The 19,316-nt window shown below is 61.8% G+C and carries 21 protein-coding genes and 1 pseudogene; 12 read left to right on the forward strand and 10 right to left on the reverse strand.

All coding sequences use genetic code 11. From position 1 onward, the window contains the following. Window positions 1-4: 4 nt before the first annotated feature. Both FJ548_RS20150 and FJ548_RS20155 read right to left on the reverse strand, forming a co-directional pair. Window positions 5-934, reverse strand: coding sequence for a glutaminase (locus FJ548_RS20150; protein WP_140778797.1), 930 nt, complete (start codon window positions 932-934; stop codon window positions 5-7). A 4-nt stretch (window positions 935-938) separates the two neighbouring features. Beyond that, a complete protein-coding gene (locus tag FJ548_RS20155) occupies window positions 939-2,087 on the reverse strand; it encodes an aminotransferase class I/II-fold pyridoxal phosphate-dependent enzyme (protein WP_140778798.1) in 1,149 nt (382 codons plus the stop codon). 146 nt (window positions 2,088-2,233) lie between these two features. On the opposite strand from FJ548_RS20155, the gene FJ548_RS20160 reads away from it, so the two are divergent. From FJ548_RS20160 to aat, 6 genes are all read left to right on the forward strand, one after another. Beyond that, window positions 2,234-3,625: a M48 family metalloprotease gene (locus tag FJ548_RS20160; RefSeq protein WP_140778799.1), complete on the forward strand. Its 1,392-nt coding sequence runs from the start codon at window positions 2,234-2,236 to the stop codon at window positions 3,623-3,625. A gap of 73 nt (window positions 3,626-3,698) precedes the next feature. Then, window positions 3,699-4,499: a DsbA family protein gene (locus FJ548_RS20165; protein ID WP_140699073.1), complete on the forward strand. Its 801-nt coding sequence runs from the start codon at window positions 3,699-3,701 to the stop codon at window positions 4,497-4,499. A gap of 145 nt (window positions 4,500-4,644) precedes the next feature. Beyond that, complete coding sequence (gene aroQ / locus FJ548_RS20170) at window positions 4,645-5,079, forward strand: type II 3-dehydroquinate dehydratase (protein ID WP_056566522.1); 435 nt, start codon at window positions 4,645-4,647, stop codon at window positions 5,077-5,079. 26 nt (window positions 5,080-5,105) lie between these two features. After that, the gene (accB, locus tag FJ548_RS20175; protein ID WP_140699070.1) at window positions 5,106-5,570 is read left to right on the forward strand and encodes an acetyl-CoA carboxylase biotin carboxyl carrier protein; all 465 of its coding nucleotides are present in this window, start codon (window positions 5,106-5,108) and stop codon (window positions 5,568-5,570) included. A 10-nt stretch (window positions 5,571-5,580) separates the two neighbouring features. Beyond that, window positions 5,581-6,924 (forward strand): acetyl-CoA carboxylase biotin carboxylase subunit, encoded by a 1,344-nt coding sequence (accC, locus tag FJ548_RS20180; protein WP_140607473.1) that lies wholly within the window; start codon window positions 5,581-5,583, stop codon window positions 6,922-6,924. Window positions 6,925-6,936: 12 nt separating this feature from the next. After that, complete coding sequence (aat, locus tag FJ548_RS20185) at window positions 6,937-7,554, forward strand: leucyl/phenylalanyl-tRNA--protein transferase (protein ID WP_140699067.1); 618 nt, start codon at window positions 6,937-6,939, stop codon at window positions 7,552-7,554. A gap of 10 nt (window positions 7,555-7,564) precedes the next feature. Here aat and FJ548_RS20190 read toward each other — a convergent pair whose 3' ends face one another. From FJ548_RS20190 to FJ548_RS20200, 3 genes are all read right to left on the reverse strand, one after another. Further along, window positions 7,565-7,951: a hypothetical protein gene (locus FJ548_RS20190; RefSeq protein ID WP_140607475.1), complete on the reverse strand. Its 387-nt coding sequence runs from the start codon at window positions 7,949-7,951 to the stop codon at window positions 7,565-7,567. Between the two features lie 74 nt (window positions 7,952-8,025). Further along, window positions 8,026-8,619, reverse strand: a complete 594-nt coding sequence (locus FJ548_RS20195) for a DUF2155 domain-containing protein (RefSeq protein WP_140699064.1) — start codon at window positions 8,617-8,619, stop codon at window positions 8,026-8,028. Between the two features lie 142 nt (window positions 8,620-8,761). Continuing rightward, on the reverse strand, window positions 8,762-9,160 hold the full coding sequence (locus tag FJ548_RS20200) for an NADH:ubiquinone oxidoreductase subunit NDUFA12 (protein WP_140607477.1): 399 nt from the start codon (window positions 9,158-9,160) through the stop codon (window positions 8,762-8,764). Window positions 9,161-9,387: 227 nt separating this feature from the next. On the opposite strand from FJ548_RS20200, the gene panB reads away from it, so the two are divergent. Then, complete coding sequence (panB, locus tag FJ548_RS20205) at window positions 9,388-10,230, forward strand: 3-methyl-2-oxobutanoate hydroxymethyltransferase (protein ID WP_140699061.1); 843 nt, start codon at window positions 9,388-9,390, stop codon at window positions 10,228-10,230. After that, on the forward strand, window positions 10,227-11,084 hold the full coding sequence (gene panC, locus FJ548_RS20210; protein ID WP_140699058.1) for a pantoate--beta-alanine ligase: 858 nt from the start codon (window positions 10,227-10,229) through the stop codon (window positions 11,082-11,084). Before panB ends, panC begins: the two co-directional genes overlap by 4 nt. A 136-nt stretch (window positions 11,085-11,220) precedes the next feature. On the opposite strand, the gene FJ548_RS20215 is transcribed toward panC, so the two are convergent. The 5 genes from FJ548_RS20215 to FJ548_RS20235 all read right to left on the reverse strand — a co-directional run bounded on the left by FJ548_RS20215 (window position 11,221) and on the right by FJ548_RS20235 (window position 15,607). Then, the gene (locus tag FJ548_RS20215; protein WP_140699055.1) at window positions 11,221-11,919 is read right to left on the reverse strand and encodes an AIM24 family protein; all 699 of its coding nucleotides are present in this window, start codon (window positions 11,917-11,919) and stop codon (window positions 11,221-11,223) included. 144 nt (window positions 11,920-12,063) lie between these two features. Then, a complete protein-coding gene (locus FJ548_RS20220; protein WP_140766878.1) occupies window positions 12,064-12,564 on the reverse strand; it encodes a GNAT family N-acetyltransferase in 501 nt (166 codons plus the stop codon). A 5-nt stretch (window positions 12,565-12,569) separates the two neighbouring features. Further along, window positions 12,570-14,069, reverse strand: a complete 1,500-nt coding sequence (gene gatB / locus FJ548_RS20225) for an Asp-tRNA(Asn)/Glu-tRNA(Gln) amidotransferase subunit GatB (protein ID WP_140699049.1) — start codon at window positions 14,067-14,069, stop codon at window positions 12,570-12,572. Window positions 14,070-14,332: 263 nt separating this feature from the next. Further along, window positions 14,333-14,764: a CBS domain-containing protein gene (locus FJ548_RS20230; protein WP_140607483.1), complete on the reverse strand. Its 432-nt coding sequence runs from the start codon at window positions 14,762-14,764 to the stop codon at window positions 14,333-14,335. Window positions 14,765-14,851: 87 nt separating this feature from the next. Further along, the gene (locus FJ548_RS20235) at window positions 14,852-15,607 is read right to left on the reverse strand and encodes a rhomboid family intramembrane serine protease (RefSeq protein ID WP_140607484.1); all 756 of its coding nucleotides are present in this window, start codon (window positions 15,605-15,607) and stop codon (window positions 14,852-14,854) included. Between the two features lie 388 nt (window positions 15,608-15,995). Here FJ548_RS20235 and FJ548_RS20240 point away from each other — a divergent pair, with 388 nt between their 5' ends. The 4 genes and pseudogenes from FJ548_RS20240 to FJ548_RS20255 all read left to right on the forward strand — a co-directional run bounded on the left by FJ548_RS20240 (window position 15,996) and on the right by FJ548_RS20255 (window position 19,295). Next, on the forward strand, window positions 15,996-16,628 hold the full coding sequence (locus tag FJ548_RS20240; RefSeq protein ID WP_140607485.1) for a PAS domain-containing protein: 633 nt from the start codon (window positions 15,996-15,998) through the stop codon (window positions 16,626-16,628). Between the two features lie 119 nt (window positions 16,629-16,747). Then, on the forward strand, window positions 16,748-17,365 hold the full coding sequence (locus tag FJ548_RS20245) for a PilZ domain-containing protein (RefSeq protein ID WP_091578409.1): 618 nt from the start codon (window positions 16,748-16,750) through the stop codon (window positions 17,363-17,365). 297 nt (window positions 17,366-17,662) lie between these two features. Beyond that, the gene (locus tag FJ548_RS20250; protein WP_140778800.1) at window positions 17,663-18,271 is read left to right on the forward strand and encodes a transglutaminase-like cysteine peptidase; all 609 of its coding nucleotides are present in this window, start codon (window positions 17,663-17,665) and stop codon (window positions 18,269-18,271) included. A gap of 271 nt (window positions 18,272-18,542) precedes the next feature. Further along, a pseudogene (locus FJ548_RS20255) lies at window positions 18,543-19,295 on the forward strand (NYN domain-containing protein). Window positions 19,296-19,316 lie beyond the last annotated feature (21 nt).

Below are 19,316 nucleotides of genomic sequence, written 5' to 3' on the forward strand. Positions count from 1 at the left end.
GTTTTCAAGGCGCGAAGATCGACCAGTTCATCATCCTGGCCAGCTTTTCCAGCGCGATCGAACCCAGCTTGGAATTGCCGTTGGCGTTGAGACCCGGCGACCAGACAGCAAGCGAGGCGATGCCCGGCACGATGCCCAATATGCCGCCGCCGACACCGCTCTTGCCGGGAATACCGACGCGAAAGGCGAAGTCGCCCGAGCCGTCATAGTGGCCGCAGGTCAGCATCATGGCGCCGATGCGCCGCGCCCGCTCGGCCGACACCACGGAATGGCCGGTCGCCGGGTTCTTGCCGCCATTGGCGAGGAAGCGGCCGGCCATGGCCAGTTGCCGGCAGCTCATGGCTATGGCGCAGTGGTGGAAATAGACGCCAAGCGCCAGCTCCGGCGCATGATGAAGGTTGCCGAAGGATTTCATGTAGTTGGCGAGTGCGAAATTGCGATAGCCGGTGGCGCGCTCGGACGCGGCGACATCGCGGTCGATGATGATCGTCTCGTCGTCGGCGAGGAACTGGATGAACCGCAGGATCTCGCCGATCGCCTCGCGCGGCTGGTGGCCGGCAAGCAGGATGTCGGAAACGACGATGGCACCGGCATTGATGAACGGGTTGCGTGGAATGCCGTTCTCGTGCTCGAGCTGGACGATCGAGTTGAAGGGATTGCCCGAGGGTTCGCGCCCTACCCGCTTCCACAATGCGTCGCCGACATTGCCGAGCGCGAGCGTCAGGGTGAATACCTTGGAGATGCTCTGGATCGAAAAGGCCTGTTCGGCATCGCCCGCCATCAGCACGCGGCCGTCATTGGTGACGGCGGCGATGCCGAATTTCCCAGGATCGACCTTGCCCAGCTGCGGGATATAGGAAGCGACCTCGCCGCGATCGGTGCGTTCGGCCATTTCGGCGGCGACCTCGGCCAGCGCCTGCTTCAGTTCCGGCATGGCGCTACCTCAACCAGCGGTCGATGCGCGCCAGCGCCTCGACCATGTCGTCGTGGCTGCCGGCATAGGAAAACCGCATTGTGCGGTGCCCTGCCTGTGTGTCGAAGTCACGGCCCGGCGTCGCCGCTACATGCGCCTCGGCCAGCATCCTGCGCGCGAAGGCCATGCTGTCATTGGTGTGCCGGGTGACATCGCAAAAAGCGTAGAAGGCGCCGTCCATGGGCGCGGCCAGCGGGAAACCGAGTTCAAGCAGACGTTTCATCAGGAGCTCGCGATTCCAGGCGTACCGCCCCTTCACCGCTTCCAGTTCCTCGGTTGCGGCAAAAGCCTCGATCGCGGCGATCTGCGACAGTTCCGGCGGCGAGATGTAGAGGCTCTGGGCGATGCGCTCGACGGGCCGCACCAACTCTTCCGGCAAGACCATCCAACCGATGCGCCAGCCGGTCATGCAGTAGTATTTCGAGAAGGAATTGATCACCGTCACGCTGTTGCCGTAGCGAAGCGCCGTCGTATCGGGCGCGGCGTAGGCCAGGCGATGGTAGATTTCGTCGGAGATGACGGCGATCCCCAGGGCCTCCGCCATGCTGATCAGCGCCGACAGTTCGTCGGCCGGTATGACCGCGCCGGTCGGATTGGCAGGACTTGCAAACAGCACGCCCTTCAGTGGCTTTTCGCGGTGCGCGGCCTCCAGATGATCGGCATGCAAGTAAGCCTCATCGCCGAGTTCGATCTCGACCACGTCGATGCCGAGCGCCGCCATGATGTTACGATAGGCGGGGTAGCCGGGCGCGGCGATGGCGACGCGGTCACCCGGATCGAACATCGCCAGGAAGGCTAGATTGAAGGCCGCCGACGATCCCGTCGTCACCGCGATCCGGCCAGGATCGACATCGAGCCCATAATGATCGGCGTAGTGCCCCGCGATCGCCTTGCGCAGACCGGCCAGACCCAGCGTGTCGGTGTAGCCTATGCGGCCATCCTCCAGGGCCTTGGCCGCCGCGGCGCGAACGCGTGCGGGCGCCGGGTCGGACGGCTGGCCGACCGCCATGGAAATCACCGGCACGCCTTGGGCCTTCAGCCGGTTCGCTTCGGCCAGCACATCCATGGCGTGGAATGGCTCGACATTGCCGCGGCGTGAGAGTGAAACGACCATTTTATCCCTGCCCCGATGATTGAGGATGCCATGCCCCTGACGCATGCGCCGCACAAATGCCCGATTGATGTGAGGATCACAAGTTGAGGAAGTTTTCCGGTGCCGACTTTTCATCTTTCGCCCGCTCGTCTACCAGTGGACACGTTATGTTGAGCCGACCCAGACCGATGATAACCGAAGCAGCGCGTGTCTTTGCCACGCTTTCGCTCGGCTTCGCCGTTGCCGTGGCGAGTTCGGTCACCGCCTTTGCCCAGGGCGTGCCTGTGATACGTGATGCCGAGATCGAGGCTCTGGTGCGCGATTACGCACGGCCGATCTTCAGGGCTGCCGGATTGGCGAATGATGGCATAGACATCGTGCTGGTCAACGATTCCAGCTTCAACGCCTTCGTCACCGGACGCCGGATGTTCATCAACACCGGCGCACTGATGATGGCTGAGACGCCCAACGAAATCATTGGCGTGATCGCGCACGAAGCCGGCCATTTGGCCGGCGGTCACCAGCAGAAATTGCGTGACCAGCTCGAGCGCGCCAAGACGATGGCCGTCATCGCGACATTGCTTGGTGCCGGCGCGATCGTCGCCGGTGCGACCACCAACAGCCGCGGTCTTGCCGGCGCCGGCATGGGCGTCGCCGCCGGCGGCGGCGAGATGGCCCAGCGCAGCATTCTTGCCTACCGACGCACCGAGGAGATCACGGCCGACCGCTCCGCGATCACCTATCTCAATGCCACCGGTCAGTCCGGCATGGGCATGCTGAAGACCTTTGCCCGCTTCCAGACGGCCTTGTCGTTGTCGGGCGCCCAGATCGATCCCTACCGGATCAGCCATCCGATGCCGCAAGAGCGAATCGCCAACCTCCAAGTGCTGGTCAAACAGAGCCCCAATGTCGACAAGCTCGATCCGCCGGCGCTGCAGCAGCGCCACGACATGATGCGGGTGAAGATCGCCGTCTACATGGGTGGCCAGGCCGCCGCGGCGCGGCTGATGCAAAAGATGCGGGGCAGCCTGGCCGCGCAATATGGCGATGCCCAGTCGACCTACCTTTACGGCAACCTTCCCGCAGCGCTCGTCAAGACCAACGCCCTGATCAAGGCGCAGCCCAAGAATGCCTACTTCCAGGAGTTGCGCGGCGACATACTGATGAAGGCGAACAAGCCTGGGGAAGCGGCGGACGCCTACGCCAAGGCGGTCAGCCTCGATCCGGCGCGGTCCGGCCTGCTGCCTGTCTCGCTTGGCCAGGCGCTGATGGCCGTCGGTACACCTGACTCGCTCAAGAAGGCGATCATTCAGATCAACAATGGCCTGGGTCGCGATAAGGAAAATTCCGAGGGGTACCGTTATCTGGCGCAGGCTTACGGCGAACTGGGAGACATACCGGGTGCTGAGCTTGCCACGGCCGAAGGTCATTTCTATTCCGGCAACTACAAGGACGCGAAGATCTTCGCCATGCGGGCGCAGCAGCGGATGAAGCGCGGCGAGCCGCGCTGGATACGCGCCCAGGACATCATAAATTACAAATCGTCAGGCAAGATCTAGTAATCTCATGAACCTTTCGGCCACGCGCTGCGACACAGCCGGACCGGGAAAACAGGTAAAAGGAACGAAAACGATGAAAAAGGCACTGCTGCTGGGCACCACGGGGATCGCTGTAGCCCTTGCCATGCTGGCTTTCGGTTTCGTGGCCGGCAGCCCACAGATCGCGAAGGCCGGCACGACGCAGCCGGTCCAGACGGTGGCCGATACCAAGATCGACCGCACCGAGATCGAGGGAATCATCCGCGACTATCTCTTGAAGAACCCGGAAGTGCTGCTCGAGGTGCAGGACGCGCTGGAGGCCAAACAGAAGGAAGAGCAGCGCATCGCTCATCTTGGCGTCATCAAGGACGCCAAGGACCAGATCTTCAACTCCGCCTTCGACGGCGTCGTCGGCAATCCGAACGGCAAGGTGACGATCGTCGAGTTCTACGACTACAATTGCGGCTTCTGCAAACGCGCCATCGAGGACATGCGGGCGCTGACCAAAACCGATCCGGATCTGCGCTTCGTGCTCAAGGAATTCCCGATCCTCGGCCCGGATTCGCAGAAGGCGAGCTTCGTTTCGATGGCGTTTCACCTGATGATGCCGGAAAAGTACGGCGAGTTCCACAACGCGCTGCTTGGCGGCCAGGGACGCGCCACCGAGGCGACCGCGATCAAGATCGCGCTTTCGCTCGGTGCCGACGAGGCGACGCTGCGCGAGAAGATGAAGGACCCGTCGATCCCCGAGGCCTTCTCTAAGACCTATGATCTCGCCAACAAGCTGTCGATCACCGGAACGCCGTCCTATGTCGTCGGCAACGAGGTCGTGTTCGGAGCTCTCGGGCAGCAAGTGCTTGCGGAAAAGATCGAGGCGGCGAAAGCCGCGCTTTGATCCGCCGCGGGTTTTGCTCACGGTCGCATTTCGGCCTGTTGTGGACAGTGAAAGAACGCACTTGCGCTCTTTTCGCGGACGGCTATGCCCATTATAGAGAGCCAGCGCGGCGGTTTGATACCGGCGCCGGAAAAGGTCGGCTTTTTTGAAAACGGTTTTCGTCCTGAACGGTCCCAATCTCAACGCGCTCGGCAAGCGCGAGCCGGGCATCTATGGCGGCAAGACGCTTGCCGCGATCGCCGACGACTGCAAGCAGGCGGGCACATCGCTCGGGCTCGAGATCGATTTTCGCCAGTCGAACCACGAGGGCGACCTTGTCGACTGGATCCAGGAAGCCGGCGATAAGGCTGCCGGTATCGTCATCAACCCGGGCGCCTACAGCCATACATCGATCGCGATCCACGACGCCATTCGTTCGGTGGCGCCATTACCGGTCGCCGAAGTTCATCTTTCCAACATCCACGCGCGGGAATCATTCCGTCATGTCTCCATGGTCGCGCCGGTCGCCGTCGGCATGATCTGTGGTTTTGGGCCGCTCGGCTACACGCTGGCGCTGCAGGCGCTGGCCGCACGCCTATGACCGGTCAACAAACAGAAGGCTCGAAAATGTCCATAAAGAAGACCGGTGTTGACCAGCAGCTTATCCGCGATCTTGCGGGTATACTGAACGACACCAACCTGACCGAGATCGAGGTTGAACTGGGCGACCTGAAGGTGCGCGTGTCACGGCAGGCACCTGCCGTCCATGCGATTGCGGCGCACCAGCCCACTTATGCGCCGGCGGCTGCGGGCCAGCCTTCCAACGCGGCCGCCCCGGCGGCAGCGGTCGACGTATCGAAAAACGCGGTGGCCTCGCCGATGGTCGGCACCGCCTACCTGGCGCCGTCGCCGGACGCCAAGGCGTTCATCGAGATCGGCCAGAAGGTCAAGGAAGGCCAGACGCTGCTCATCATCGAAGCGATGAAGACGATGAACCAGATCCCCTCGCCGCGCGCCGGCACGGTGACGGCGATCCTGTTCGAGGACGCGCAGCCGGTCGAATACGGCATGCCGCTCGTCGTGATCGAGTAGAGCGGGTCGGATGTTCCAGAAGATCCTCATCGCCAATCGCGGCGAAATCGCGCTTCGGGTTCTGCGCGCTTGCAAAGAACTCGGCATCCAGACGGTGGTGGTGCATTCGACCGCCGATGCCGACGCCATGCATGTGCGGCTTGCCGACGAGAGCGTGTGCATTGGCCCGCCGCCATCGCGCGACAGCTATCTCAACATCCACCAGATCGTCGCGGCCTGCGAGATTACCGGCGCCGACGCCGTGCATCCGGGCTACGGCTTCCTGTCCGAAAATGCCAAGTTCGCCGATATCCTGGCCGCGCACAACATCACCTTCATCGGCCCGTCCGGCGACCATATCCGTATCATGGGCGACAAGATCGAGGCCAAGCGTACCGCCAAGCGTCTCGGCATTCCGGTCGTGCCAGGTTCCGACGGCGCGGTGAGCGAGGAGAAGGAAGCCAAGCGGATCGCCGCCGAGATCGGCTACCCCGTGATCATCAAGGCATCGGCCGGTGGCGGCGGGCGCGGCATGAAGGTGGCCCACAGCGAGGCCGACCTCGAAGTCGCCTTGCAGACTGCGCGCTCGGAAGCGGGCGCCGCCTTCGGCGACGACGCCGTCTATATCGAGAAATACCTGCAGAAGCCGCGCCACATCGAAGTGCAGGTGTTCGGCGACGGCTTTGGCCGCGGCGTGCACTTCGGCGAGCGCGATTGTTCGCTGCAACGGCGTCACCAGAAAGTCTGGGAAGAGGCCAATTCGCCAGCACTCAATGCCGAGGAGCGGTCCCGGATCGGCGGCATTTGCGCCAAGGCCATCGCCGATCTCGGCTATTCCGGTGCCGGCACGATCGAATTCCTCTACGAGAACGGCGAGTTCTATTTCATCGAGATGAACACTCGCCTGCAGGTCGAGCATCCGGTGACGGAAGCGATCACCGGCATCGATCTCGTGCACGAGCAGATCCGCGTTGCTTCCGGCGGCGGACTTTCGGTCAAACAGGAAGACATCAAGTTCAATGGCCACGCCATCGAATGCCGCATCAATGCCGAGGATCCGCGCACGTTCACGCCCTCGCCCGGCACCATCACCCATTTCCACACGCCTGGGGGTCTCGGCATCCGCGTCGATTCCGGTGTCTATTCCGGCTACAAGATCCCGCCTTACTACGACAGCCTGATCGGCAAACTGATCGTGCACGGGCGCAATCGCGTCGAATGCATGATGCGGCTGCGCCGGGCGCTTGACGAATTCGTCGTCGACGGTATCAAGACGACATTGCCGCTGTTTCGCGACCTGGTCGGCAATGCCGACATCGCCAATGGCGACTATGACATCCATTGGCTGGAAAAATATCTGGCCAAGGAAGAATAGTTCGGGGACGCGATGACCCGTCCTTACGCGCCTGGCTATCGCATACCCACCGACCTTCTGCTCAAGGCCTACGCCTCGGGCGTCTTCCCGATGGCCGAAAGTGCCGGTGATCCGGAGGTGTTCTGGGTGCGGCCGGAGACGCGCGGCATCATACCGCTCGACGATTTCCACATACCCAAAAGCCTGAAGAAGGCGATTCGCAGGAACCCGTTCGACATTCGCTTCGACTTCGATTTCGAGGCGACGATCGACGGCTGTGCCGAAAAGCGTGAGGAGCGCCGCTCGACCTGGATCAATGCGCCGATCCGCGAGGCCTATGTGCAACTGCACCGCATGGGTCATTGCCATTCGGTCGAGGCCTGGCGCGAAGAGCGGCTGGTCGGCGGCCTCTATGGCGTCTCGCTCGGACGGGTGTTCTTCGGCGAAAGCATGTTTTCCAAGGAGACAGATGCGTCGAAAATCTGCCTCGTGCACCTTGTCGAACGCCTGAAGTCACGCGGTTTCGCGCTGCTTGATACGCAATTCACCACCGAGCATCTCAAGCGCTTCGGTGCGGTCGACGTACCGCGCGGCAAGTATGAGAAGATGCTGGCGGAGGCTCTGAAGGGCGAAGCGGCCTTTTTCCCGTAAAGGATCTGCCTTACTTCACCGCGGCGGCTTCCAGCGGCGTCTGCGAATGGAACATCATCTTCCAGCCGTTGACGCGATGGACGTAGCCTGTGCTGACCAGCGCTGCGTAGGGTTCGCCATTCTCGCGCGTCGCATGGGCCTCATAAGTCAGCATGACGATGTCGCTGCCGGGTTCGATTATTCCTTTGAGCTCGATGTCCAGATTGCGCCACCGGTTGGGCTTCGACGCGGTCTTGGCCAGATCGGCGTTATCCATGGCCTGCGCCATCTGCGGAAACGCCACCAGGCACTCGGTATCGGCATTGGCCGCGTAGTAGGCCTCATCGCCCGTCCAGAACCCCTTTTCGAGTTCCAGCAATTCCGCCTTGTTGGCCGTAAGTCGCTTGCTGTCTGACATCGCAATATCCTCCACGCGCACCGATGCGCGGTCGTGCGTGGTCCAACGTGTGGTGGCCGCGACGGTTCCGGGGATCAGTTGGTCGTGGTCGTATCCGGTTCCGTGGGGTCGGACTGTTCCACGTCCGGAGTAGCCCCGGGCTTCGGCTTGGCCGAAGCGGGTTTGGGCTTGGCCGCGACAGGCTTCGAAGCGTCAGCCTTGGTGGCATCTGGCGCCGGTACATCCGACTTCTGCTTGCATTCCTTCAGCCAGACGTCATAGACGGCATGTTCGACGGCATTGAGACCCGGGCTTTCGGCAAACATCCAGCCGGTGAAGATGCGGCGGATCTTGCGGTCGAGCGTGATCTCGTCAACCTCGACGAAGGAATCGGTCTTCGGCTCCTCGTTCTGCGGCCGGGAATAGCAGACGCGCGGCGTCACCTGCAAAGCGCCGAACTGCACCGTCTCATTGATATAGACGTCGAAGGTGATGATGCGGCCGGTGATCTTGTCGATGCCAGCGAACTCGGCGACCGGATTGGTGATGCGATCGGATCCCGCGGGCGGCGCCGGCGCGGGTGCGGCGGGTGCAGCCGGCGCGGGCGAAGCCGCAAAGGCGGCGGTGCTGACGGCAAGGCCGGCGGCTAGCGTGAGACCGCCCGTCGATATCAGGTTGAAAAAACTCATACAGGGGTACCGGAGGTTCGCGCCCAGGTGATTCCGTCGATCGCCAAGGCTAATCGCCGTTTTCTGATCAGCAAGCAGCTAAACGCCAATTGTGGCGATAAAGGACCGGCCTGCACCTTTGCGCCGTTACAAACCGGGGCCGTTACGACCCGGGTGTCCAGGCATCGTAGTCGCCCGTGACCTGCGGGCGATGCTGGTTGGTCAGCACCGAGCCCTTCGGGCGATAGGCCGCCGGCGTACCGGTCAGATTGGGCTCATGCGGCTTCTGCCAGTCGCGCGGCTTATAATTGTCGCTCGGGGGTGCCGTATCGACCCGGTGATGGATCCAGCCGTGCCAGCCGGGCGGGATCGCCGAGGCTTCCGAATAGTTGCGGTAGATGACCCAGCGGCGCGTGCGGCCTTCCGAATCGATGCCGCCCTCGTAATAGACATTGCCGGTCTCGTCCTGGCCGACTTTCTTGCCGAATCGCCAGGTGTGCAGGCGCGTCCCCAGCGTCTGGCTGTTCCACCAGGTGAAAAACTGCGTCAGGAAAGTCTTCATTTCGGAACCCTTCGCGCTGGCGGCGCCTATTTCCTGCTTATGGCGTCAGGCCTTCGCGAAGGCAAGGGTTTTGCCGCCGGGAGTGCGCAAATGGCGCGCCAGAGGCCGGATACGAGCCTGTGATCCCTGCAAGCGGCAGGATGCACGCTTGCCAAGCCTTTCCGCTCTTTCTAAAGCTCAGCTCCGATGCGGGTATCCATCCGGCAACGGGCCGAAGGAGGTGACGATTGGCCACGCAATTGCCGACCACCGACGTTCGCATCGGCGCCGAGCTGATTCGTCGCCGCAAGGGCGGCACGCCCTTGGTCTGCCTGACAGCCTACACCTATCCCGTCGCTCGCCTGCTCGACCGCCATGTCGACCTGCTTCTGGTCGGTGACAGCGTCGCCATGGTTCTGCATGGCCATGAGACGACACTAGGCGCCTCGCTCGAGATGATGATCGCGCATGGTCAAGCCGTGATGCGGGGCTCTGCCAGGGCTTGCGTGGTTGTCGACATGCCGGCCGGGACCTATGAGGACTCGCCGGCGCAGGCAGTCGTCTCGGCGCGGCGCATCGTTGGCGATACCGGCTGCCAGGCAGTGAAACTCGAAGGTGGCGTCGGCATGGCCGGGCAGATCGCGGCGATCGTGGCCGCCGGCATTCCCGTGATGGGTCATATCGGCCTGCTGCCGCAATCCGTGGAAAAGGATGGCGGCTACAAGATCAAGGGCCGCACGGATGAGAATGTCGCGGCACTGATCGCCGACGCGCTCGCGGTCGAAAAGGCCGGAGCGTTCTCCGTAGTCATCGAAGGCACGATCGAGGCTGTCGCCGCCGATATCACACGCCGCATCGCCATACCGACCATCGGCATCGGCGCCAGCAGCAACTGCGACGGTCAGATCCTGGTGATCGACGACATGGTCGGGCTGACGGTCGACCGCGTGCCGAAATTCGTCAAGGAATACGCCGATCTGCGCAGCGTGATCGCGCAAGCCGCGCAGCGCTACGCATCGGAGGTGCGAAGCCGGACATTCCCCGGCCCCTCCCACATCTTTTCGAACACGAACGGCGGAGATGAGGCATGAACCGGCCTGACGTCGTCGACAGCATCGCCGCGCTTCGCGCGCGGGTTCGCGACTGGCGGCGCGATGGCCTGCGCGTCGCCATGGTGCCAACCATGGGCGCGTTGCATGACGGACATCTCTCCCTGATCCGGATCGCAAGGGAAAAAGCCGAGCGTTGCGTGGTGTCGATCTTCGTCAACCCGGCGCAGTTCGCGCCGAGCGAGGACCTCGAAAAATACCCGCGCCAGCTCGCCCGCGATCTGGATATGCTGGCAATGGTCAAGGCCAATCTTGCCTTCACACCGGCGGTTGACGCGATGTATCCCGCCGGCTTTGCCACCAGAATCTCGGTGGGCGGCCCATCCGCCGGGCTCGAATCAGACTTTCGCCCCACCTTTTTCGAGGGCGTCGCCACCGTGGTGGCCAAGCTCTTCCTGCAGGCAATGCCCGACTATGCGGTCTTTGGCGAAAAGGACTATCAGCAGCTCTGCGTCGTCAGGCAGCTCTGCCGCGACCTGGACCTGCCTCTCGACATCATCGGCGCGCCAACCATACGCGACACGCATGGCCTCGCCATGTCGTCACGTAACGCCTATCTCGGCGAGGACGAACTCCAGACCGCCCGGGAGCTCAACGTGATCCTGCGCAAGGCCGCAGCGGCGCTGGCGACAGGTGTCGGCCAGGAAGACGCGATCGCCGAAGCCATCCGCGCCCTGATCGCCACCGGTTTCCGGAAGGTCGACTATGTCGAGGCCCGCGAAAGCCTGACACTCGCGCCATGGCGGCACGACCGCGCGGGCCGCGTTCTCGCCGCCGCCTGGCTGGGAAAAACCAGGCTGATCGACAATGTGGCAGTTCCCGCCGCCCGAGTGTGAGCTTCAGCCTCCCGATCCGGTTCGCGAATCGGCATGCGCAAAATGAAACCCGAATTTGCCGGTACGGGAACTGTCGCCGCCGCTGCGCTCACGCTGACCTCGGCCTGTATCCTTCTCGTGCTCTGCACCCCTCGATCTATTCCTCGGTCGGCATATGCAGGTACATCGACTGAATGCCGACGCGGCCCGGCCCGGTGAAGCGATTGACGATGAAGTTCATGTTGGCGCCGAAGAAGCCGCTCGACAGGCGGTCGATCTTGGTTTCCATCCTGACCGAGGCATCCTTGAACAGCCAGCCGCCCGGCTCGATGTCGATGGTCTCGCCCGGTGCGAGCGTCTTTTCGAAGACATTGCCGTAACCGTGCAGCCAGACGATGCCGTCGCCGGCATCGCCGCGAAACCGGTCGATGAAGAAGCCGCTCTGGCCGAACAGCATCGTCGCCAGGCCTCGTACACGCTCGAATGTGTAGTCGATATTGCCGGTGGCGGCGAGAAACTGATGTTCGCGCACCTGGATTTCCTCGCCGCGCCTGAGATGGATCGGCACGATGTGACCTGGCCCGTCGCGGCTGAAGGCGATGATGCCCGGCCCCGACGCTTCGGTGACGAAAATCTGCATGCCGGCCATCATGCGCTTCAATGCGCCCTTCAGCGATTTCAGGCCGATGGTGATGCTGGAGTTCTTCCACAACAGGATGTGGTGCTCGAAATAGACAGGCATGCGCGTCACATCGACCGAAAGCACGGGCACAAGTTCGCCCGCTATGTGATAGGTGACGCCGCCAAAGGTTTCGTCCGACACCTGTGTCGGCATCAGTTCCGGCAAGCTTGGCATGATTCCCCCTAGCGCCATGCCGCCGGTCGACGACAGGCCGTCACAGGCGCGTCAGCCACAGCAGCATTTGCCGAGGACGACCGTCAAATGAAAGCTGCGGTTGAGGGAGCTGCTCGCAACAACGTGATGCAGTCCCCGGGAGAATCAGCGCTCAGCGCTCAGCGACCGCTCAAGGATAAGCTCCGCAATGCCGGACTGTCCCGACCCGTGGTTGTCGGTCCGGCCGATCTGGACGAAACCGTTCCCCAGATAGAAGGCGACGGCGCGCCTGTTCTGTTCCGCGACCTGAAGACGTATGGCGCGGGCTTCCGGAAAGCTCTCGATCACCTCGTCGAGCAACATGCCGCCGATGCCTCGGCCTTGCAGATCGGGTGCGACAAGAAGCTGGTGCAGATCGACCACGGCGCCGCCCTCAGCGCTTTCGGCATGGGCGACGCCGCCGATGCGTTTGCTATCGTCGGCGACCAGGAACTCGGCATTGGGCCGTTCCAGGCTCGCTTTCAGTTTCGCCGGCGAATACCAGATATCGATAACCTCATTGATCCGCCCGGCACCGTAGATCGCATCGTAAGTCGCATGCCAGGTTTCGACCAGCAGCGTGCGGATGGCACCGAGGTCGCGCTCTCCGGCGGTGCGCACGAACATGGCGGCTACTCTATGCCGAGCTTGGCCTTGACGAGGTCGTTGACCGCCTGCGGGTTGGCCTTGCCGCCGGTTGCCTTCATCACCTGACCGACGAACCAGCCGGCCATGGTCGGCTTGGCGCGCGCCTGTTCGACCTTGTCCGGATTGGCCGCGATCACCTCGTCGACCGCCTTCTCGATGGCGCCCGTGTCGGTGACCTGCTTCATGCCACGGCTTTCGACCAGCTGGCGCGGATCGCCGCCCTCGTTCCAGACGATCTCGAACAGGTCCTTGGCGATCTTGCCGGAAATCGTGCCATCCTTGATCAGGTCGATGACGGCACCAAGCTGATCGGGCGAAACCGGAGCGCTTTCAATGTCCTTGCCTGCCTTGTTCAATTGTCCGAGCAGATCGTTGATAACCCAGTTGGCGGCGAGCTTGCCGTCGCGGCCGGCAGCCACCTTCTCGAAATAGTCGACGATCGATTTTTCCGACACCAGGATCGAGGCATCATAGGTCGACAGCCCGAGAGAGGAGACCAACCGCGCCTTCTTGTCGTCGGGCAGTTCCGGCAATTCCCTGGCCAGTGCATCGACATAGGCCTGGTCGAACTCCAGCGGCAGAAGATCGGGGTCGGGGAAATAGCGGTAATCGTGCGCCTCTTCCTTGGAGCGCATCGAGCGGGTCTCGCCTTTGACGGCATCGAACAGCCGTGTCTCCTGTTCGATCTTGCCGCCGTCCTCCAGGATGGCGATCTGGCGGTGCGCCTCATAGTCGATGGCTTGGCCGATGAAGCGGATCGAGTTCATGTTCTTGATTTCGCAGCGCGTGCCGAAGGCCCCCCCTGGGCGGCGTACCGAGACATTGACGTCGGCTCGCAGCGAGCCTTCGTCCATGTTGCCGTCGCAGGTGCCGAGATAGCGCATGATGGTGCGCAGCTTCGTCACATAGGCCTTGGCTTCGTCGCCAGAGCGCATGTCGGGCTTCGACACGATCTCCATCAGGGCCACGCCGGAGCGATTGAGATCGACATAGGACATGGTCGGGTGCTGGTCGTGCAGCGACTTGCCGGCATCCTGTTCCAGATGCAGCCGCTCGATGCCGACCTCGATGTCTTCGAATTCGCCCTGGCGGTCGGGACCGACCGACACGATCACGGTGCCCTCGCCGACGATCGGCTGCTTGAACTGCGAGATCTGATAGCCCTGCGGCAGGTCAGGGTAAAAATAGTTCTTCCGGTCGAAGACCGACTTGTGATTGATCTGCGCCTTCAGGCCGAGGCCGGTGCGGATCGCCTGCTTGACGCATTCCTCGTTGATCACGGGCAGCATGCCCGGCATTGCCGCATCGACCAGGCTGACATTGGCATTGGGTGCCGCACCGAAAGCGGTCGAAGCGCCAGAGAAAAGTTTTGCCTCCGAAATGACCTGCGCGTGCACCTCGAGGCCGATGATGATCTCCCAGTCGCCGGTGGCGCCTGATATCAGGCGTTTTGCGTCGGGTGTGCGGGTATCGATGATGCTCATAGCCTGCCGTCAAATTTCGGATGAATGCCGAATGCGCTGCACATTCAGCAGGTACAAATCGTACCCGCCTCGCTAGTGCAAACCGCCAAAAGAGACAAGCGCAAACCCTCGGCGCTTGTGGGGACAGCGCATCCTCCACCACCTCGCACGGCGGTCCCTACAGCATCACAAGGGGGTCTGGAGCTCGTCCGCTCCGAACTCGACAACCGGTAGACCATCGGTTCCGCCGGCCGCCCTCCGACCGGCGGTTTTCTTTCATCGCCTCAGGCGGTGGCGATGTAGGCGCGTATTTCCTCGGCCTCGCGCTCGACATCCTCGATGCGACGCTTGACCACGTCGCCGATGGATATGATGCCATCCAGCAGGCCATCCTTCTCCACGGGCAGATGGCGGAAGCGCCCCCTGGTCATGATCTCCATCACCTCGTTGACGGTGTGGTTCTCATTGCAGATCTTCACCTTCGGCGTCATTGCCGAGCGCACTGCAATGTCGAGTGCGGCGGCTCCTTCCTTGGCGATCACCCGCACGATGTCGCGCTCGGAGAGGATGCCGACGATCTTTCGATCGCCATTGGTGATAACCAGTGCGCCGATCTTGTGTTCTGTGAGGATGCGGATGGCTTCACTGAGTTTTTCGTTTGGCCCGAGCGTCAACACGTCATGGCCTTTTTGCTCCAGAATGGCCTTAACCGTCATGGCGTCCTCCTCTACTTTGCCAACCGGTTCCTGCCCTGGCCGGCTTTCACTTGAGAGTGAACATCGTGCGCCGTGATCGGTTGCATTTCAAGTGTGATCGGGGGCTTCCCACTTTGGCGCCTGCCATCGCCGGTCGAACCAGCGCAGGCCGAAGAAGCCGGTGACAAAACCGCCAATATGGGCCTCCCAGGCGATCTGGCCCTCTACACCGGGGGCAAAGCCAAGCAGGCCGGTGGCAAGATTGATGATCATCCACATGGCGAGGAAGATCACGACGCCGCGCGAGCGCAAAACACTCGCGATCGGCAGCACGGGACCGGCGAAGGCCGCCTTGCCGGCCGAACGGTCGGTGCGGAAACCGAAACGCGCGGCCGCACCCATCATGCCCGATATGGCGCCAGATGCACCCACCAGCGGCGCCTCGCCATAAGGGTGCATGGCCCAGAACAGCGCCACGGAAGCCAGCCCGGTAGCAGCGAAGAACAGGGCGAACCAGAGCCCGCCAAGGCGATTGGCCAGTGGCGAGCCAAAGGCGGCAAGCCAGACCATGTTGATGGCGATATGGGCAAAGCCGCCATGCATGAAGGCATAGGTGAAGGGGCGGGTAAACAGGAACCAGTCGAAGCCGTACTGCCCGGTGTAAAGGACAGGGATGAAGGCCCCGTCGTACAGCAGCGTCATTTGCTGTGCATCGCTGAGTACGTACTGCTGCAGCAGATAGACGACCGCGCAAATGCCGATCACCGCCAGCACGATCGGCGGCAGGTTGAATACCGGCTCGCGCGCCGGCGGAGGCACGCTCTCGACCTGTTCGGTCTCGGAAGGATTTACCGGTTCGCTCATCTGCAATCGCACTCGGTGCTGGTTCGATCTGGCGAGCATCTAGATCACCGCCAATGGAACCGCAAACGGCGAATCGTCCCGGTGCGAATCAAAAGAAGCCGTCCAAGGTTTCCCTTGAACGGCTGGTCGAGTCCCCTGTTACCCCGAAACTCTTGACTGAAGTGCTGCCGATCGTCGCGAAACGACCGCTTTTGGAGTGGTTTTGGTGTGCCACAGGGCTCGCCTAGGCGCAACGTAAACTACTTGTTAACCTTAACGGCCCCGACCCGTGAACAAGTGTTAACGACGCTGGCACGCTTCCTGCTCCGCAACGCATGTAGGTCATCGGAGGGCGCCCTTCTGTTCACCGATGGGACATCAGACGACAGAATGCGCGGAGCAGCATACCATGAACCAAAACGGATCGATCACGCTGTTCCATTATTGGAACCGACTGCGTGACGGGCGCCCTGCTCCGAAGCGATCGGAAGTCGAGCCGGCCGATATCAAGTCGCTGTTGGCCGATACGTTCATCCTGGAAAGGGACACCCGCGGGCAAGCCGTATTCCGCCTCGCCGGCACCAGGCTCTGCGCCTGCTATGGCCGCGAACTCAAGGGGTTCTCCTTCCCGTCACTGTGGCGCGAGAAGGATCAGCGGCTGGTCTCGCGGCTGATTCAAGGAGTTTTCGACCAGAAATCCGTCGTGCTGATGATGTTCGAGGGGTTCAGCCGCAACGGCCGTTCCAACAAGTTCGAATTGCTTGCCTTGCCGCTTGACGGCGGCGTCGAAAACCCGCGCTGCCTCGGCGTGGTCAGCGCCGCGGAGAAGCCATTCTGGCTGGGTGCCGATCCGATCACGGACGCACTGATCGATTCTATCCGCGTCATCGACCCGGAGAAGGAGCTCCTGAACAACCGTCCGGCGATCAGCGTTCCCTCGCTCGTTCCCGACGACATCGAGGCGCCCGAAACGATCTCGGCACTCGGCCGCGCGCGCCGCATCCGCCATCTCGTCGTCTTCGATGGCGGGCGCGAGGAATAGTTGACAATCGTACGGTCCCGCCAGCCCGTTTTTCCCCTTTGTTAACCCGTTTTGTTGTAGTTCTCTGCTGAAGTTCCTCGCATCCACGCGCGGGAATGCCAAACGGGGTGTAGGCAGTCATGAGGTCAGCGGCGGTCGACTATGCGCCGTCCCAAGCTGAAAGGCGTAACTTTCAGCGCGTCCGGGTCAAGATATACGGGCGATTCATGCTGGAAGACCGCACCGAGCATCCTTGCCAGGTCGTCGACATGTCGCCCGGCAACGTCGCGTTGCGCACTGACCGCGTCGGCATGCCCGGCGAAAAGGTCATTGCCTATATCGACCATATCGGCCGCATCGAGGGCGTCGTCACACGTACGCTGCAGGACGGCTTCGCGATGACCGTGATTGCGTCCGACCGCAAGAAGGACAAGCTTGCCGCGCAATTGACCTGGCTTGCCAACAAGCACGAGCTTGACTTGCCGGAAGACCGCCGCCACGAGCGCGTGGCGCCGCGCAACCCGACCAGCGTGCTGCAGCTCACCGACGGCCGCCAGTACCAGTGCCGGATCATCGACCTGTCGCTGTCCGGCGCCGCGATCGAGATCGACGTCAAGCCGGCGATCGGCGTCCAGGTCATGCTGGGCACCATGCGCGGCCAGATCGTTCGTCATTTCGAGGATGGCGTCGCCATCGAGTTCGCCGTCATCCAGCGCCCCGAAACGCTTGATTCCGAGTTCAACACGCCGCGCGCCTGACCGGATCGGGCAGCACGCCTCAATCAAACCGGCCCTTCGCGGCCGGTTTTTTGTTGTGGCAACCGCCATTGAAATTTCTCGGAAGCGCCAGAACCGCTCTGACAGCCCGAGCGTCATCTGTGGTGCCTGATGCAAGGCCCCATACCTAACGGGCCGGACGCGATCCGAACAAATCAATACTCAAATGATTCAAATTTTATGTTTATTCTATGGACGTTTTACTTAATATCTACTTCGCACCTTTGCGTCAAATAAATCCGCCTGTGGCAATGTCTCCTTCGAACGGGGAGACTAGAAATGAAAAAAACGAGGGGCAAGCTGTTGCTGATGGCAATGGCGATGCAGCTTTCCGCTTGGGGATCAGCATATGCCGCGGGACCGGCCTATATGCACACCGGCGGCCGCACGACTCAGCCCGTTGGCCATTATGAATTCTGCCAGCGCATCCCTGGCGAATGCAACGAAAAGACGCCAAAGGGCGCGCCGGTCGAGCTGACCCGCAAGCTCTGGGCGACGATCGTCAATATCAACAATTCAGTCAACACCCGCATCAAGCCGCGCACCGACATGGAAAACTATGGTGTCGAGGAGTACTGGGCCTATCCGGACAATGGCTATGGCGATTGCGAGGACTACGCGCTGGAAAAGCGCCGCGAACTCATGGATGTTGGCGTGGCCGCCGGCGACCTGCTGATGACTGTCGCGCGCCAACCCAATGGCGACGGCCACGCCGTGCTGACCGTGCGCACCCGCCTTGGTGAGTTCATTCTCGACAATCTGGAAACCAAGGTGCTGTCCTGGACGGACACCGACTACACCTATCTCAAGCGTCAATCGACGGAGAATTCCGGCGTTTGGGTGACGATCAACGACGGCCGCTCCGACGCGGTCGCCAGCGTCCGCTAGGGACGCAGATGCAGGCCGCGGCCTTGTGACAGCGGCATGCATGAACCGAGATCAAGCGCGTCGCCTTGACGCGACGCGCTTAAGGAGAAACCCGGTCGAGTCCCCACCCTCCCCGTCCCCAACGACCGGGTCAAAGGAGCCGGCCCCGTCCCCGGGCCGGCTCCGCCATTTCTGGACCAGGACCTTACTATGGCAAGTTTCCAACGGTTTAGACTTTGCCGGAAGGCTCGGCCAGAGCAACTCTGGAGACGCCAGTCAAAGAAAGCGCCGCATGCCGACAGAAGCCAGATCTCCACGCCTTGCGGTTCTCATCGATGCAGACAATGCTTCCGCCAAGATTGCGGATGGCTTGTTCGAAGAGATCGCGAGGATCGGCGAGGCCAGTGTCCGCCGCATCTAAGGCGATTTCTCGAGCGCTCGATCCAAGGGGTGGGCCGACGTTCTATCGAAGCACGCGATCATCCCCCAACAGCAGTTCGCCTATACGACGGGAAAGAATGCGTCTGATATTACTCTGGTGATCGATGCCATGGACCTACTCCACAGCGGTCGCCTTGATGGCTTCTGCCTGGTTTCGTCCGACAGCGACTTCACGAGACTTGCCGCTCGTATCCGCGAACAAGGCGTCGATGTGTTCGGCTTTGGAGAACAGAAAACCCCGGAGAGTTTCCGGCAGGCATGTCGACGTTTCGTTTACACCGAAAACCTTCTCCCTGGCGTGGCGAACGTTCAAGACGCGGCGCCGGCAAAAAGGCCACTTCAGTCGCCAAGCGCAGCAACCCCAATGTTGAAGAAAGCCATCGGCCAGATGGATAGCGAGGATGGGTGGGTGCTTCTCGGCACCTTCGGTAAGCAACTCTCAAATCTCTTTTCCGATTTCGACCCCCGCACCTATGGCTTCAGCAAGCTAAGCGATCTGGTGAGAGAAACCGCTGCATTCGAAATCGAAAAACCTAAAGGCGGGGCTATGCGAATACGCCTCCAACCTGCTGCCCCGAAAAAGGCGAAAAACAAATTCGGATAGGTGCCGGAGTTCTGTTCCTGT

Source organism: Mesorhizobium sp. B2-4-17, assembly GCF_006441275.1.
In the GTDB taxonomy this organism is placed as follows: Bacteria; Pseudomonadota; Alphaproteobacteria; order Rhizobiales; family Rhizobiaceae; genus Mesorhizobium.